This is a genomic window from Micromonospora sp. DT53 (genome assembly GCF_049841535.1).
In the GTDB taxonomy this organism is placed as follows: domain Bacteria; phylum Actinomycetota; class Actinomycetes; order Mycobacteriales; family Micromonosporaceae; genus Micromonospora.
In genome coordinates this window covers 1180712-1195552 of sequence record NZ_JBNCKM010000002.1, presented here as the reverse complement: position 1 = coordinate 1195552, position 14841 = coordinate 1180712, and the positions used below count along the sequence as shown (strand labels likewise).

Below are 14841 nucleotides of genomic sequence, written 5' to 3'. Positions count from 1 at the left end.
AGTCCGGGGTATAAATCATAATTGGCACTGGCTTTACAAGCACCCTGTTGAGTTCTCAAAGAACAACCACACACCGACCAGAAGCCCCACCTCAGTGGAACCCCAACCGGGGCTTTTCGTACCGTGTCCCCGTTGCTCTCGCGCCGGGCACTTTTACTACGTTACCTCACCGTCTTCGCCGTGTCAAACCGTGTGTCCCGGTCTGTCATGCTTCGTACGGGTCAGCGCCGGCGCACTCACGCAGCAGCGAACCGCTGCGTCAGGTCGTCGGATTCGGCAAGCCGGCCGCTGCGATCTCCCGCAGTCTCGCCCGGTTCCCTGCCGGTCGTGAACCTTACCCGGTCGGCTTCGCCGCACCAAATCCGCCTCGCGGCCGATCCGGCGAGCCCCGCCCGGACCGCGTCTCCCAGGAGCGAACCCCTGCTTGACCCGGTTGCCATCCCGTTTCGGTGCTTCAGGACCTTCGTCCCGTTTGCCCCGTTCCGCGCTGGCAGAGAGAAAGTTACGCGTCTGCGGGTTTGATCGTCAAATCCACGGGTAGCGGCGCGCGTCACATTCGCGCTTCCGAGCGGTTTCCGCAGGTCAGGCCCGTTCGGCGGCAACGAGGGCTCGGTGACTGACCGCGACACGGGCACCGACGGCCTGATCTCCCACGGCGGCGGCGGCGATCACGACGTACGCCGGGCGGCGAGCCAGGCCCGGATGCCGAGGACGCCCGCGGTGGTGCCGATCGCCAGGGACGCCGCGATCAGCAGCGCGTGCACCCACAGGAAGCTGGTGGCCCCGCCGTCGCCCACCGTGCCGGACGCCCAGGACCGCGGGTCCTGCCAGATGGCCACCGCGAACCTCGGCCAGATCACCCAGGTCCAGACGCCGACTCCGACCAGGAAGAGACTCCACCCTCGCGACAGCACCATGGCAGCCGAGTATGCCAGCGCACCTGCTCAGCTGGCCGGCGGCGCGAACGCGAACGCACTGCCACACCTGGATCGGAACTGTTTCCGGCGGCAGCGGGATGGGCACTGCGAAGGGGGACAGCTGAGGACCGTCCCCTTGGAGGTGCCCCATGCAACCCTCGATCTTCAACCCCTGGGCCTGGCGTGACCCGTCCGCCCTGGCCGGCGGTTACACACAGGCCACGCCCTCGGTCACCCCGCCGGACGGTCAGGAGGGTGGGCACGACGGCCCGGACGCCCCCGGCCCGGGCACTCCCGTCGACCTGGTGGGTTATCAGGTGCAGGCGAGCGACGGGCGCATCGGCAGCATCGACGAGGCGAGCGACGAGGCGGACGCCGGGCACCTGGTGGTGGATACCGGGCCGTGGATCTTCGGCCAGAAGGTGCTGTTACCGGCCGGGACGGTGGCCCGGGTGGATCACCAGGAACGCGTCGTGCACGTCGACCGGACCAGACAGCAGATCAAGGACGCGCCACCGTTCGATCCGGATTCGACCGACCCGGAGTACCGGGACCGCATCGGTGCCTACTACGCCGACAGCTACCTCCCCCCTCCTGGCGCGATGCCGCGGGTAATCTGAGGCGGTGATCCGGACGGGCAACTGCGCACCGGAGGCGGTCGACCTGGTCGACGGCCTCCCCCACGGTGCGGTGCCCGAGATCCCGACCAGCTCCGGCGACGGCCGTGAGCAAATTCTGAACGTCCTCCGTGCCGATGGTCTGCGGTTCCGCGCCGGCGCGCGATGGCGGACGGCTCGCTGAGCCGATCCCGCTGACCGATCAGGGCTGAGCAAGCCCTGATCGGCGCGCGCCCACGCGTGACCCACCTTCGGATAACGAGAGGCACCACCATGTCCGTCGCACGAATGCTCACCGGCGACCGGCCCACCGGCCGCCTGCACCTCGGCCACTACGTCGGCAGCATCGCCAACCGGGTGAAGCTGCACCGGCGCTACGAGAGTTTCTTCATCATCGCCGACCTGCACATGCTCACCACTCGCAACCGCCGCGAGGACATCGACCAGGTTGCCGGCAACGCTCGCGAGATGGTGACCGACATCCTCGCCGCCGGGGTCGACCCGGACCGGGCCACCTTCTATCTCCAGTCGGCCATTCCCGAGGTCGGCGACCTCAACACCCTCCTGCAGAACCTGGTGACCGTTCCCCGGCTGGAACGGGTGCCCTCGCTCAAGGACATGGCCCGCGACGCCGGCAAGGAGGAGATGCCGTACGGGTTGCTGGGTTACCCGGTGCTCCAGGCCGCGGACATCCTCTGCGTCAAGGGGGAGGTGGTCCCGGTCGGCCGGGACAACGCCGCGCACGTCGAGGTGACCAGGGAGATCGCCCGACGGTTCAACCACCTGTACGGCCCGGTCTTCCCGGTGCCCGAGCTGATCCCGGCGGACACGCCGAGCCTGGTCGGCACCGACGGCGCCGCCAAGATGAGCAAGAGCCGGGGCAACTCGATCGCGCTCTCCGACGACGCGGCGACTGTGCGTCGCAAGGTGCTCGGCATGTACACCGACCCCAACCGGGTGCGGGCCGACGTGCCGGGCACGGTGGAGGGCAACCCGGTGTTCGCGTACCACGAGGTTTTCAATCCGGACCGCGACGAGGTGGCCGACCTGGCCCGGCGTTACCGGGCCGGGCGGGTGGGCGACGTGGAGGTCAAGGAACGGCTGGTCGTCGCGCTGGAGGGGTTCCTGGCGCCGATCCGGCAGCGTCGCGCCGAGATCGAAGCCGATCGGGGTCTGGTCGACCGGCTGATCGTCGAGGGCACGGAACGGACCCGCCAGGAGGTACGGCAGACCGTGCTTGAGGTACGCCGGGCGATGGGGCTGACCGGCGCGTACCAGCAGGTGCGGCGGCGGGCCGAGCGGAGTCGGCGCCGACCGGGCGCCTCGACCTGAGGCCGGGGCACCCGGTCGGCGACGTGGCGGTTCTTCCTGCTCTTCGCGGCGGCGCCGGGCGAGTAGACCGGATGAACCGCCGACCGTTATAGCGCAGAATGCGAGGATGAGGAGGATTCTCGACATTCATCCGGTGCCGGCGGGGGTGACGCACCGGACCACGATGTTCGAGATCTTCTTTGATCTGGTGTTCGTCTTCGCACTCACCCGGGTCATCACGTTCATGGCGGGGTCGCCGAGTGCGCTCACCCTGGCCCAGGGGCTACTCCTCCTGCTCCTGCTGCTCTACTCCTGGGGCCCGTACACCTGGGTGGGGAACCTGGTCCGTCCGGACGTCGGTCTCGTTCGCGCGGCCACCCTGGTCGCGATGGCGGCGATCTTCGTGGCCGCGCTGGTGCTGCCGGACGCCTGGAAACAGAGCCCGGGGTTGCTCGACGCGCCACTCACCGTGGCCCTGGCCTACGTGGTCGGCCGGGCGGTGCAGCTCGTGATCCTGTTCTGGGTGAGCGCGACGAACCCACCACTGCGCGCGACGCTGCGCTTCTTCAGCGTGCCGGTGATCCTGGCGTGGCTCCCGCTGATCATCGGTGCGCTGCTCGGCGGCGCAGGCCAGACGGCGCTCTGGACGGCCGCGTTGCTCGTGGACATCGGCGGCGCGCGGATCGCATCCGCCTTCCGGCCGTGGCAACTGGGCAGCGTGGACCACTTCACCGAGCGGTTCGGCCTGGTGCTCATCATCGCGCTGGGCGAGTCCTTGATCTCCGCTGGAGAAGGGCCACGGACGATCGCACCAGTCGGTGCGGCAGTGCTGGCCGCGCTGCTCGGCCTCACCAGCACGGTCTGCCTGTGGTGGCTCTACTTCGACCGGCTGGCGCCCGCCGCGCGGGAGGCCGTCAGCAACGTGCCGGGTGAGCGACGGGCCAGCGTGGCCGGCGACGCGTACGGGATCGGACACTCCCCGCTGATCATCGGCGCCATCTACGTGGCGCTCGGCATCGAGGAGGTGATCGCCCAGCTCACCGAGGAGTCGGCGCACCCCGGTCGGCTGGGCTGGGAGGCCGCTACCGCACTCTACGGCGGCACCGCCCTCTACCTGCTCAGCAGGTTGGCCTTCCGGCGGCTGACCGTTCGCGCGGTGTCCCCGGCGCAGGTCGTCGCCGCGCTGCTGCCGCTGCCCCTGCTGCCGATCGGCCGATCCCTGCCGCCACTGGCGGCGCTCATCCTGCTGACCGTCTTCCTGATCGGGGTGACCTGGTTCGAGCGACGGATGGACCAGCGTGACGAACGACCCGGGTCGGCACGGCCGGGTCGTTCGTGAGCGCCAGCCGCGCCTTCGGTGCCGCCCGGCCCCGAAAAACCTGCCAGGCCGTGTCGATATCCCCGACCCGTGTTCGTCGTCATGCTGTACGGCGACACGCCGCACCGAGAGGAGCCGGAACGTGAAGTACATGCTGCTGTTCATGAGTCCCATGGTCGACGGGGAGGCAGTCGGCAACGGGTGCAGCTTCGAGGACTGGATCCGCTACGACCGGGAGATGAAGGACGCCGGGGTCTGGGTCTCCGGGCATCCCTTGCAGGACCTGACCACCTGCACGACAGTGCAGGTCGGCCCCGGCGGGGAGCGCACGATCACCGACGGGCCGTTCGCCGAGACCCGTGAACTCCTCGGCGGGTACGACGTCATCGACGTGCCGGACCTCGACGCCGCGCTGGAGTGGGCCGCCCGCAGTCCCGGGGCCATCGGCACCGGATCGGTCCAGGTCCGCCCGATCGCCGAGATCGACATTCAGGTCTGACCGTGCCGGGTGAGAGGGCGGCTGTCGGGTCGTCGGTGGAGGCCGTGTTCCGGGAAGAACGCGGCCGCCTGCTCGCCTCGCTGGTGCGCCGCTTCGGCGACCTCGACCTGGCCGAGGAGGTCGCGTCCGAGGCCATCGAGGCGGCGCTGACGCACTGGCCGACCGACGGCGTCCCGAGTCGACCGGGCGCCTGGCTGCTCACCACGGCTCGGCGTCGAGCGGTGGACCGGCTGCGCCGCGACCGGGTGCTGGCGACCCGGCTCGCCGTACTCCGGGCGGAGGCCGAGCGGGCCGATCACGCGCCGCCCGCCGACGCGGATCGTGACCTGCCCGACGACCGGTTGGCGCTCTTCTTCACCTGTGCGCACCCGGCCCTGGCCGCGCAGGACCGTGGCGCCCTCACGCTGCGGTTCCTGGCCGGCCTCACCACGGCCGAGGTAGCGCGGGCCTTCCTGGTGCCGCCCGCCACCATGGCCCAGCGACTCGTCCGCGCCAAGCGGAAGATCCGCGACGCACGCATCCCGTTCCGGGTGCCGGGCCCCGACGAGCTGCCCGGTCGTCTGCCCACCGTGCTCCAGGCCGTCTACTCGGTCTTCACCGAGGGGTACGCGGCCAGCTCCGGCCCGGATCTGCAACGGATCGACCTGGCCGAGGAGGCCATCCGGCTGGGCCGGATCCTGCGCCGGCTGCTGACCGCCGAACGGGAGGTCGCCGGGCTACTCGGCCTGATGTTGCTGGTCCACGCCCGCCGCGGCGCGCGTACCGGACCGGACGGCGCCATGATCCTCCTCGACGACCAGGATCGCGGACGCTGGGACCGTCAGATGATCGACGAGGGGCGCGACCTGGTGGTTGTCGCGCTGACCGGCCGGGCGCCCGGCCCGTACGGTCTGCAGGCCGCGATCGCCGCGCTGCACGACGAGGCCGTCGACGTGGCCAGCACCGACTGGCCGCAGGTGGTGGCGCTCTACGACGTGCTGCTCGGCCTGGTGCCCTCACCTGTCGTCGCGCTGAACCGGGCCGCCGCCGTGGCCATGCGGGACGGGCCGGAGGCCGGGCTCGCGCTGCTCGACGGGTTGGCCGACGACCCGCGTCTGCGCGGGCACCATCCCTATCCGGCGGCGCGGGCCGACCTGCTGCGCCGGCTCGGCCGGTACGACGAGGCCGCAGCCGCGTACCGCAGCGCGTTGACGCTTGTCGGCACCGAACCGGAGCGCGCGTACCTGCTCAGACAGCTGAAGGCCGTCACGAGCGAGTGAGCTGTACCCTTCCCGGGTGAGTCTGCCTCTGCCTCCCGGCCCGTTCGCCGCGTACCTGTTCGACTGCGACGGCACCATCGTCGACTCGATGCCGCTGCACTACCTGGCCTGGCAGCGGGCCCTGCAGGAGTGGGGCTGCGAGTTCCCGGAGGACCTCTTCTACGCCTGGGGCGGCCGACCCACCGCCGACATCATCGTCGCCCTGAACGAGCAGCAGGGTCTGGCCATGCCGGTGGCGGCCGTCGTCGAGCGCCGGGAGAGCTACTACCAGGAGTTGCTACCGCAGCTCGCGGCCGTGCCCGAGGTGCTGGCGCACATCCACGACGCGCACCGGCGGGTCCCGTTCGCCGTCGTCTCCGGCAGCACCCGCGCGTCGGTCACCGCCTCCCTGGACGCGCTCGGCCTGCTGGACCGTTTCGACGTGCTGGTCTGCGCCGACGACTACACCCGGGCCAAGCCCGACCCGCAGGCGTTCCTGCTCGCGGCGGAGCAGCTCGGCGTACCCCCGGAGGCCTGTCTGGTCTTCGAGGACACCGACCTGGGCATCCAGGCCGCGACGGCGGCCGGCATGGCTTCGGTACGCGTGCCGCAACAGCGCACGCCCTGACGTCTCAGGCGACCGTCAGTAGGAGTTTGCCGGCGTAGGACGTCTGTAGGCGCTGGTGCGCGTCCCGCACCTTGCCCAGCGGGAACTTCTCCGCGACGTGCACCACGAACGGCCCGGCCTCGATGAGTTCGTTGAGGCGCTGCAATTGTCGTGGGTTCGATTCGCCGTCGTACGCGCGGACGACGACGCCCGGCCGTTCCTTCGGCTCCGGCTGCACCCCGTGGGCGTACGCGACCACCCCGCCATCGGCCAGCGCCTCGCTGAGCCGGTCCAGCGTCGCGCCACCGGCCATCGCCAGGATGGCGTTCACCCCGCCCGGCGCGGCATCCCGGACCCGGGCCAGCACGTCGGTCATGTCGCCGTGGCCGTCGAGGGACACGTCGGCTCCGAGCCGGGTCACCAGCGCGACGCCGTCCGCCCCGGATGCCACGGCGATCACGTTCAGCCCCTGCCGCTTCGCCAGCTGCACGGCCAGGTGGCCCTGACCGCCGCTCGCACCGAAGATGAGCAGCCACGCGCCGGCCGACAGGCTGAGCGCGTCGAGCCCGGCCAGCGCGGTCAGCGCGTCGGTGGGCATGGCACCGGCGTGTTCGGGGGGCACGCCGTCGGGCACCTTCGCCGCGTACTCCGCCTTGACCGACGCGTACTCGGCGTAGAAGCCGCCCTTCGGGCGGGTCGTGGCAGAGACGTAGACCAGGTCGCCCACGGCCAGGCTGGTCACCTTGCCGCCGGCCGCGATGACGGTTCCGGCGCCGTCGGAGCCGGGCACGATCGGGAGCGCCGAGCCCTCCGGCACCAGCACACCCTCGCGCTCGTACACGTCCCACACCCCCACGCCGGCGCTCAAGACCTTGATCAGCACCTCGTCGTCGGCGACCTGCGGGATCGGCAGCTTCCGCAGGGTGATCACCTCCGGGCCGCCGAACTCGTCCAAGGCCGCGGCCTGCATCCGCTCTGGCACATCCCCGTCAACCATGTGGATTCCCTCTCCGTGCCGGCGTCACCGTCGCAGCATGCCGGCTGGGGAACAGCTGTGGCCCGGAGCTGAGCACCGTTCACCCACAAGGACGAACGCCAGGCTCGGCAGGCGTAGCCGGGCCGGCGGCGGTGCTGGTGGTCGCCGTGATCGCGTTCGCGATCGGCCTGACCCAGCGGGCGAGAACCGCCGCCGGCCGAAGCCGGCCGAGTTGACCGGAGCCGCGATCAGGAGGTCTGCGGCTCCGGGCCACGAAGCGCCTGCTCGACGGCGTCGCGTACGCGGGCGTCCTCGCGCGCCTTGCTCTGCGCCCGGTTGCGGCGTCGGTACAGGTACGCCCCGACGAGCACGGCGATCAGCACGACGAGCACCAGCACGAGCATCCAGGGCAGGGCCCAGCCGTGCGCGGTGACCTGGACCGGCTTGAGCGAGGTGGTGGAGCCCGAGGCGTCGGTGAGCAGGGGTGTCAGGGTCGCGGTCGCGGCCAGCGAGATGGCGGGAGCCACCCCGCGTACGGGCACCGATACGTTCCAGCTCTCACCGGGAAGCAGCTCCGGTGGCGCGGCGACGTCCTCGGCCCGCACCCGCAGCAGGCCGAACGGGCCCGAGACAGTCACCGCCTGCTTACCGGACAGGGCCGCGTTGCCGACGTTGTGGACCTTGTAGGTGATGGTGGCGTCACCCTTGCTGAACGGATTGGTCGGTCCGGCGTACGTCACGTGCAGGTTCTCGATCGCGAGGTTCGGCTTCAGCTCGCCGCCCACCCGCAACTTGATCCGGATGCCGAGACGCCGGTCGACGTTGATCCCCTCAGCCTGGTCGGCCTGGGTCAGCGTGGTCAGGATGCCACCGACGTAGTCCCCGGGCGTGGCGTTCTCCGGGACACTGACCTTGAAGGGAACCTGGGCGGTCTTCCCGGGCTGGATCACGACGCTGCCGGCGTTGGGCTTCACCCAGGCGCCGATCGCGACGGACTTCTTGTCCTTGGTGAGCAGGTCGAGCTGGCCGGCGTCGGTGGTGAAGCCGTCGGCCGCGTACACGGTGAGGGTCAGTGGCGCGGGGCCGCGGTTGGCCACGACCATGGCGTCCTCGACGGCACCACCCGGGTTGACGTTGTAGCTGTAGCTGGACCGGGCCTCGCCGTAGCCGTTGGAGGCCGTCCGGACCGTCCAGGCGACGTTGCCGTCAGCGGCCAGGGCGGGACCGGCACCGACACCGACGGCCGCGACGACGGCGAGCAGGGAGAGTGCGGTCGTACGGAGGCGTGCGGCGGTCGTGCTCTTCCAGCGAGTTACGGACGGTTGCATCTCAAGTCCTCGTGGTGATCTTGGTAGTGGGTGAACCGGTGGCGGGGTAGGCCCCGAAGGTGCCTACCCCGCCGAATGGAACAGTCCGGTCAGCTGCTCAGAGCAGTGATCGTGAGGGTGGTGCGGTAGCTGCCCTTCGCGATGCTGTCCGGGATCTTCAGGTCCAGGTCGGCGCCGAGCTTGGCACCGCCGCGCGGGTGACCCTGCGCGGCCGCGGCGAGCGCGCTGGAGACCGAGAGGCCCTTGCCCTGGTCGTCGAGGGACGACAGGACCTGGGCACCGGCCTCGGCGCCCGCGCCGGCGTCGAGCACGTACGGGTTCCAACCGAGGTAGGAGCCGGAGAACTTCTTGTCGGCGTCCTGGAAGTCGCCGACGTTGGCCGAGATCGACCACGGGGCGAGCGAACGGCGGCTGTCCGACACGAGGATCGGGTTGATCTTGCCGTTGGCCTGGAAGTAGGTGCCGTTGCGCTCCTGCGCGGTACCCAGGTCGACCAGACCGTTGTAGCCGTCGATCGTCCAGCCGAACTCGCCCGGGGCCGGGTTCGGCACGTTGACCTGGATGGCCTGGCCGTCACCGTGGAACGGGTGCACGGTCACGTTGTCGACGATCGAGCCGACCGGCTGACCGTCCGGGGTGTTGACGCAGGAGAGGCCCTTCTCGACTGCCGCGTTCGGCGCCGCGCAGGTGCCGCTGCGGACGTTCGCGAGAACCAGCTTGTCGCCGCGAACCTGCACCTTGACGTAGCTGCGGACGTGCTCCTGGTTCTGCACGGAGTTGTACCAGTACTTGCCCGGGTCGAGCGGGTCCGGGCCGTTGCCGCGGATGCCCGTGCCGCTGTCGTCCGGCTTCTTGATGTCGTAGTACTTCGAGCCGGAGGCCGAGTTGGCCGTCACGTAGATGACGCCACCCGGGCCGGGGAACACGTCGGCAGCACCCGGCTTCTCGGCCGGGTTCTCCTTCTGGCCGTTCTTGATGGAGTAGCTGCGGGTGTAGCTGTGGTCGTGGCCCTGCAGCACCATGTCGACGCCGAGGTTGGAGAACGCGGTGGTGAAGTCCTCCCGCCGCTGCTTGTTGTCCGCGTCGGTCGCGTGGCTGGCCGGCGAGTAGATGGAGTGGTGGTAGACCAGCACCTTCCACTTGGCCTCGGAGCCGTGCTTGTTGATGACGTCGGTGACGTACGCGACGTGCGCCGCGTCGCCACCGGCCGAGCCGTCAGCCGGGTTGGCGTAGCTGTTGCTGTTCAGGTCGATGAACAGCACATCCTTGTGGATGAACCAGTAGTCGCCGCCGGACCGGGTCGCCTGGTCCCCGTTGTAGTACTGGGACGAGCGGTCGGTGTTCGGGGTGAAGTGGTGCTGCTCGTAGGACTTGCCGCCGACGTCGTGGTTACCGATGGTGGCGACGAAGGGGACCTGACGCAGCTGGTCGGGGGCCAGGAACGAGGTCCACTGACCCTCGTCGTTGGCGCTCTCGACGTGGTCGCCGGCGGACACCAGCAGCTCGGCGTTCGGGTTGGCCGCGGTCGCGACCTTCAGGGTGTCCTCCCAGCCGGCCTGGTCCTTCAGCCGGTCACCTGAGGAGCCGATCTGCGGGTCGCCGAAGAACAGGAAGTCGTAGTCGCCCTCGAAGTCGTGCGTCTGGAAGGCGTACGCCGGGGACCAGCTGCCCTCGGCGCCGACCCGGTACGAGTACGCCGTGTTCTCGCGCAGGTTGCTGATCGTGGCGTGCCGGTTGAACCCGGTGGTGGAGGTGTTCGCCGCGCCAACGGCGTCGAAGCTGACCGCGCCGGCCGGGAACTCGCCGTTGACGATCTCGGCGGTCGGGGCGAGCTGGATCTTCTGCGCGGTGTCGGCGGAGGAGTACCAGCTCACGATGCGCTGGGTCTCGTTGGCGCCGACGCCGAGGACCACACCGGTGATCGTGGTGGACTCGGCTGCGCTCGCGGTGGCCATCAGGCCACTGCCGAGGGCCGCGCCCATTCCGAGGAGCCCGGCTGCGACCCCGGCGACCAGGCGCCGCCGCACGAGCGCGGAGGCCCGTGTCGAGGTGCTCAATGTCATCGACATTGTTCCCTTTTCAAATAGAGAAATGGATTGTGCCTTCACCCGACGCTGGGGAAGCAATTCCACGCTTTCTCCGCCCGATGAACCAACCGTGAACGTGATCTTGCGAAAGACTGCACTTCACGAACTACTTAGCCCTACTCATGATCCAGAAATGCGCTGCACGAACCAGATCAACCCCATAATGGACACGCCCGCAGAAACAGCCCCGGTCACCCATAGGCCAGCTTTCGGCGCACGACGGCGCAGCACGAACAGCAGCGGGAAGACGACCGCGATAATCGTCAACTGAACGGTTTCGATGCCGACGTTGAACACCAGCAGCGACCACAGCAGGGTCCACGACCACGCCTCGTCGATGCCCAGCGCGCCCGCGAAGCCCAGGCCGTGCACGAGGCCGAAGCAGAACACCACGCCGAGGCGGATCCAGCCGGCCCGGTCGAGGCTGAAGTGTCCCCGCCCGGCCGTCTCCAGGTCGGTCGCGTGCTCGCCGCGCCGCCAGATCCCCCACAGGTGCCAGCCGGCGACCACGGCGATCGACATCGCGATGATCGGCTCCACGATCGCCCCCGGCACCTCCACCAGGCCGAGCGCGGCGAGCATGAACGTCACCGAGTGCGCCAAGGTGAAGCTGGTGGCCGCGAGCACGATCTCCCGAAGCCGCCGCGACCCGGCGATGAGCGCCAGCAGGAACAGGATGTGGTCGATCCCGGTCAGCAGATGCTCGGCGCCCAGGAGGAAGAACTCGCCGAACCGCTGGTACCAGGCCTGCGCTGTCGAGAAGGACGGGTTGGCGGCGTCGAGCGCCGCGCTGCCCGAACGGCCGTCGATCTCGTAGGTGACGATCGTCTTCGTGCCCTTGACGTACCCCTCGCCGTCCGGGAAGAGGCCGCTGCGCACCACGTGCTCGTCGGCCCGCTCCGAGCAGGTCCAGTCGAGCAGCAGGTCCGCGTACGGCACGCCCTCGCGCTCGCCGATCGTCGCGTCACCCACCTGGGTCGGCCGGCAGGCCGCACCCCGGGAGCTCACCGAGAACCGGTCGGAGACGTACCCGAGGACCGCCGTCGCGTGACTCCTCAGGGCGGCGGCCTGGGCAGTTGCGTCGCCCGCCTCGAACGCGGCAGTTCCCGCCTGGAAGAGCGGGTCGTCGTCACCGGCGTCCGCGGCGGACACGACGAGGAGGTCGTATTCGAGTTCCAACCCCGTCCGAATGTGACCCTCATCTCCCGGCGCAATTTTCGTGTACACAGTCGACGAGAACCCGTGCGCGGAGGCCGATTCGACACCCAGAAACGGAACCACCGCTGCGGCGAACCCGACAGCGGCGACGATAACGGTACGGCGGATGCGGCCTGACATTCCACTCCCTCAGTTGGCCAGTGCACGTTGCATGGCGTGGGTGAACACCAACCCGCACACCGGCGAACCGCCGGAGAACAAAATCCGCGAACGGCCGCCCACCGATTGCCGGTGACCGGAACTGAGATAGGAATACGAAGAAGTACGCGCACTTTCCGCCACCACCCGGAGGACGATCACCTTGCGCCCCCCGCTTCGGGCCGTAGCCATGCTGGCCGCGACCGCCGCGCTGGTCACCGCCTGCAACTCCAGCGACGACTGGTCCGAGCCACGTCCGGCGCCCAGCGCCATCGGTGCGCTCGGCCCGGGGTTCGTCGACCCCTCCACGAAGCCCGCGCCGGAGGCGACCATCACGCCGCAGCCCGGCTCGTGGGCCGACGTCCACCCGCCGAAGGACTACCGGGTCGTCCTGCTGACCAGCGGTACGGACAACCCGACCAAGGCCCTCGTGACGGCGGTCAAGGAGTGGGCCGACGACGAGCACGTCGACATCAGGACGATCGTCGTCGGCAACGCGCACGACGCCGTTCCCAACATCGCCAAGGCGATGGAGATGGGCCCGGACCTCATCGTCAGCGCGGGCAACGACCTCATCGACGGGCTCGCGCTGGTCACCCCCAACCACCTGGACGAGAAGTTCCTCGTGGTGGGCGCGGAACTGGCCGAGCCCACCCACAACGTGACGGCTGTCGACTGGGACGGCGCGTCGTTCCGCGGTGAGGGGCTCGGCATGTCCTCGACGTACGACCCGAACTCGTTCACCAAGGACCGATGCGCGGCCGCCATCCGGGCGGGCGTTGCCGCAGTTCTCAACGACCTGACCGGGCTCGTGATTTGGCTCTGACGACCGGGCTCCGCCTCGGAGTCGACGCGACAGGGTCGGGAGTGCCCGGCCGCGAGGATCGGGACGGAATTTTTGATGATCGACAGCTAGAGTGCGGCCGACACCCCCCTCATCGGAGATGACGTGAACCGCATACCGTCGAAATTCTCGCGCCTCGCCGCGGCGACAGCGCTGCTGGCAACGGCCACCCTCTTCAGCGCCCCACACGCGGCCGTCGCCGCCGAGCCGCTGCCAGACTTGTTCGTGTCGTTCCAGAACGAACCCGTTGCCGAGATCGACAACAACGGCAGCACCATCGGCATGTACGTCTACAACTACGGCGAGGCCCCGGCGACGGCGGTGACCGTCACCCTGGACCTGAGCAAGGTCTCCGACGCGGTCACCGCGTCCGTGCCGGACTACAGCGACTGCAAGCTCGCCGACACCACCGTCACCTGCAAGGTCGGAGCGCTCAACGCCGGCCAGGTCGAGTCCGTCTACCCCCTGACGCTCACCAGCCGCCAGGGCGCCGCCCCCGGCGACGCCGGTTCGGTCACCGTCACCATCGACGGCGCCGAGGACGACATGGCACCGGGCAACGACACCACCTCGTTCCCGGTCACGGTGCTCGCGTCCGGCCCCGATCTGGTCGCCGCCGCACAGGACCTGAACGACAAGAAGACGCCTGTCGGCCCGGGGAACACCGTCCCGCTGTATGCGGGCGTCGGCAACGAGGGCGACACCGCCGCCAAGAACTTCACGGTACGCGTGGGTGTTCCCACCGGCGCCACGTTCGCCGAGCGGTACAGCGACTGCACCTACACCGACTACTACCCGGACGACATCGGCGAGCCTTACGTGTACGGGCCGAGCGAGGTCAGTTGCGTGGTCCCGACCACCCTCGAACCCGGTGACGGTCTGCTCTTCTTCGACGACAAGACCGGGAAGTCCCTCTTCAACATCGAGTTTGGCCGCAACCTGGACGGCCCGAGCGAGAACTACGGCTCGGTGGATGTCGCCCTCGCCGGGCAGGAGCGCTCCGCCAAGGGCAACGCGGGCACCAAGGGCACCGGGCCGTCGTTCGCCGAGGCTGTTCGTAAGCTCGCCGCGAAGGGCGCGAAGGGCGACCTCGCGCGGCAGCGCGCGGCGGAGGGCGAGCTCGACGAGTCCGACAACTACGCCTGGTTCGGGTTCTGGAGCAAGCCGAACACCCTCGACATCTCGGTGGCCGCGCCGGCCGTGAAGGGTGCCGTCGGTCAGACGGTCAACGTCGCCTACGAGGTCGTCAACAACGGTCCCTCCGACGGCGGCGGCCCGTCAGTGATCATCACGGCGCCGACCGGCACGGTCCTGCTGCCCAGCGACTGGTGCTACACCGACGGCACCGAGCACGAGACGTTGCCGGAATCGGCCAAGCTCCGGTGCAATTTCGAGAGCGAGTTCCCGGCCACGGCTTCCGGTTGGGGCCGGATCAAGTCCACTGTCCAGGTGAAGATCAAGTCCGCTCCGGGCACCGACGGCACGATCGTGGCCCGCAGCGTCACCGCGGCGTCCGAGTCCAAGCCGGAGAACAACACCGCCCGGATCGTCATCACCAGCGGCAGTGCCGGCGGCGGCACTGGCGGCGGTGACGACGAGGGCGGCTCGGGCGGCGGCCTGCCCGTCACCGGCGCACCGGCGGCCATGCTCGCCGGCGGCGGTGTGGCGGTGCTCGCGCTCGGTGCCGCGCTGCTCGTGCTGTTCCGCCGTCGCCGCGTGGTGTTGCAGATCCCGCGCGACTGA

Annotated in this window: 14 protein-coding genes; 9 read left to right on the top strand and 5 right to left on the bottom strand. The window is 69.7% G+C overall.

All coding sequences use genetic code 11. The features are described 5' to 3' along the window. Window positions 1–668: 668 nt before the first annotated feature. Window positions 669–917: an SCO4848 family membrane protein gene (locus tag ACLQ3B_RS11415; RefSeq protein WP_425779771.1), complete on the bottom strand. Its 249-nt coding sequence runs from the start codon at window positions 915–917 to the stop codon at window positions 669–671. Between the two features lie 149 nt (window positions 918–1066). On the opposite strand from ACLQ3B_RS11415, the gene ACLQ3B_RS11410 reads away from it, so the two are divergent. From ACLQ3B_RS11410 to ACLQ3B_RS11380, 7 genes are all read left to right on the top strand, one after another. Continuing rightward, window positions 1067–1537: a PRC-barrel domain-containing protein gene (locus ACLQ3B_RS11410; RefSeq protein ID WP_425779770.1), complete on the top strand. Its 471-nt coding sequence runs from the start codon at window positions 1067–1069 to the stop codon at window positions 1535–1537. A gap of 4 nt (window positions 1538–1541) precedes the next feature. Beyond that, window positions 1542–1718: a hypothetical protein gene (locus ACLQ3B_RS11405; protein WP_425779768.1), complete on the top strand. Its 177-nt coding sequence runs from the start codon at window positions 1542–1544 to the stop codon at window positions 1716–1718. An 89-nt stretch (window positions 1719–1807) separates the two neighbouring features. Beyond that, the gene (gene trpS / locus ACLQ3B_RS11400) at window positions 1808–2866 is read left to right on the top strand and encodes a tryptophan--tRNA ligase (protein WP_425779767.1); all 1059 of its coding nucleotides are present in this window, start codon (window positions 1808–1810) and stop codon (window positions 2864–2866) included. Window positions 2867–2972: 106 nt separating this feature from the next. After that, window positions 2973–4184: a low temperature requirement protein A gene (locus ACLQ3B_RS11395; protein WP_425779765.1), complete on the top strand. Its 1212-nt coding sequence runs from the start codon at window positions 2973–2975 to the stop codon at window positions 4182–4184. A gap of 130 nt (window positions 4185–4314) precedes the next feature. Beyond that, window positions 4315–4662: a YciI family protein gene (locus ACLQ3B_RS11390; protein ID WP_425779901.1), complete on the top strand. Its 348-nt coding sequence runs from the start codon at window positions 4315–4317 to the stop codon at window positions 4660–4662. A 2-nt stretch (window positions 4663–4664) separates the two neighbouring features. Beyond that, window positions 4665–5921 (top strand): RNA polymerase sigma factor, encoded by a 1257-nt coding sequence (locus tag ACLQ3B_RS11385; protein ID WP_425779763.1) that lies wholly within the window; start codon window positions 4665–4667, stop codon window positions 5919–5921. Window positions 5922–5937: 16 nt separating this feature from the next. Beyond that, window positions 5938–6528 carry an HAD family hydrolase gene (locus tag ACLQ3B_RS11380; protein ID WP_425779761.1) on the top strand — a complete coding sequence of 197 codons (591 nt, stop codon included), beginning with the start codon at window positions 5938–5940 and terminating at the stop codon, window positions 6526–6528. 4 nt (window positions 6529–6532) lie between these two features. Here ACLQ3B_RS11380 and ACLQ3B_RS11375 read toward each other — a convergent pair whose 3' ends face one another. The 4 genes from ACLQ3B_RS11375 to ACLQ3B_RS11360 all read right to left on the bottom strand — a co-directional run bounded on the left by ACLQ3B_RS11375 (window position 6533) and on the right by ACLQ3B_RS11360 (window position 12077). Next, the gene (locus ACLQ3B_RS11375) at window positions 6533–7504 is read right to left on the bottom strand and encodes an NADP-dependent oxidoreductase (protein ID WP_425779759.1); all 972 of its coding nucleotides are present in this window, start codon (window positions 7502–7504) and stop codon (window positions 6533–6535) included. A gap of 227 nt (window positions 7505–7731) precedes the next feature. Beyond that, a complete protein-coding gene (locus tag ACLQ3B_RS11370; protein ID WP_425779757.1) occupies window positions 7732–8811 on the bottom strand; it encodes a WxL protein peptidoglycan domain-containing protein in 1080 nt (359 codons plus the stop codon). A gap of 89 nt (window positions 8812–8900) precedes the next feature. After that, window positions 8901–10874, bottom strand: a complete 1974-nt coding sequence (locus ACLQ3B_RS11365; RefSeq protein ID WP_425779755.1) for a fibronectin type III domain-containing protein — start codon at window positions 10872–10874, stop codon at window positions 8901–8903. A 144-nt stretch (window positions 10875–11018) separates the two neighbouring features. After that, window positions 11019–12077, bottom strand: a complete 1059-nt coding sequence (locus ACLQ3B_RS11360; RefSeq protein ID WP_425779753.1) for a HupE/UreJ family protein — start codon at window positions 12075–12077, stop codon at window positions 11019–11021. A gap of 340 nt (window positions 12078–12417) precedes the next feature. Here ACLQ3B_RS11360 and ACLQ3B_RS11355 point away from each other — a divergent pair, with 340 nt between their 5' ends. Both ACLQ3B_RS11355 and ACLQ3B_RS11350 read left to right on the top strand, forming a co-directional pair. After that, window positions 12418–13080 (top strand): hypothetical protein, encoded by a 663-nt coding sequence (locus ACLQ3B_RS11355; RefSeq protein ID WP_425779751.1) that lies wholly within the window; start codon window positions 12418–12420, stop codon window positions 13078–13080. Between the two features lie 123 nt (window positions 13081–13203). Further along, window positions 13204–14841 carry a peptidase gene (locus tag ACLQ3B_RS11350; RefSeq protein WP_425779749.1) on the top strand — a complete coding sequence of 546 codons (1638 nt, stop codon included), beginning with the start codon at window positions 13204–13206 and terminating at the stop codon, window positions 14839–14841.

Excerpts from the sequence above, each read along its gene's own strand:
- ACLQ3B_RS11410 (WP_425779770.1), top strand. The coding sequence starts at position 1,067 with ATGCAACCCTCGATCTTCAACCCCTGGGCCTGGCGTGACCCGTCCGCC.
- trpS (WP_425779767.1), top strand. The coding sequence starts at position 1,808 with ATGTCCGTCGCACGAATGCTCACCGGCGACCGGCCCACCGGCCGCCTG.
- ACLQ3B_RS11375 (WP_425779759.1), bottom strand. The coding sequence starts at position 7,504 with ATGGTTGACGGGGATGTGCCAGAGCGGATGCAGGCCGCGGCCTTGGAC.
- ACLQ3B_RS11415 (WP_425779771.1), bottom strand. The coding sequence starts at position 917 with ATGGTGCTGTCGCGAGGGTGGAGTCTCTTCCTGGTCGGAGTCGGCGTC.
- ACLQ3B_RS11365 (WP_425779755.1), bottom strand. The coding sequence starts at position 10,874 with ATGACATTGAGCACCTCGACACGGGCCTCCGCGCTCGTGCGGCGGCGC.
- ACLQ3B_RS11370 (WP_425779757.1), bottom strand. The coding sequence starts at position 8,811 with ATGCAACCGTCCGTAACTCGCTGGAAGAGCACGACCGCCGCACGCCTC.
- ACLQ3B_RS11390 (WP_425779901.1), top strand. The coding sequence starts at position 4,315 with ATGCTGCTGTTCATGAGTCCCATGGTCGACGGGGAGGCAGTCGGCAAC.
- ACLQ3B_RS11395 (WP_425779765.1), top strand. The coding sequence starts at position 2,973 with ATGAGGAGGATTCTCGACATTCATCCGGTGCCGGCGGGGGTGACGCAC.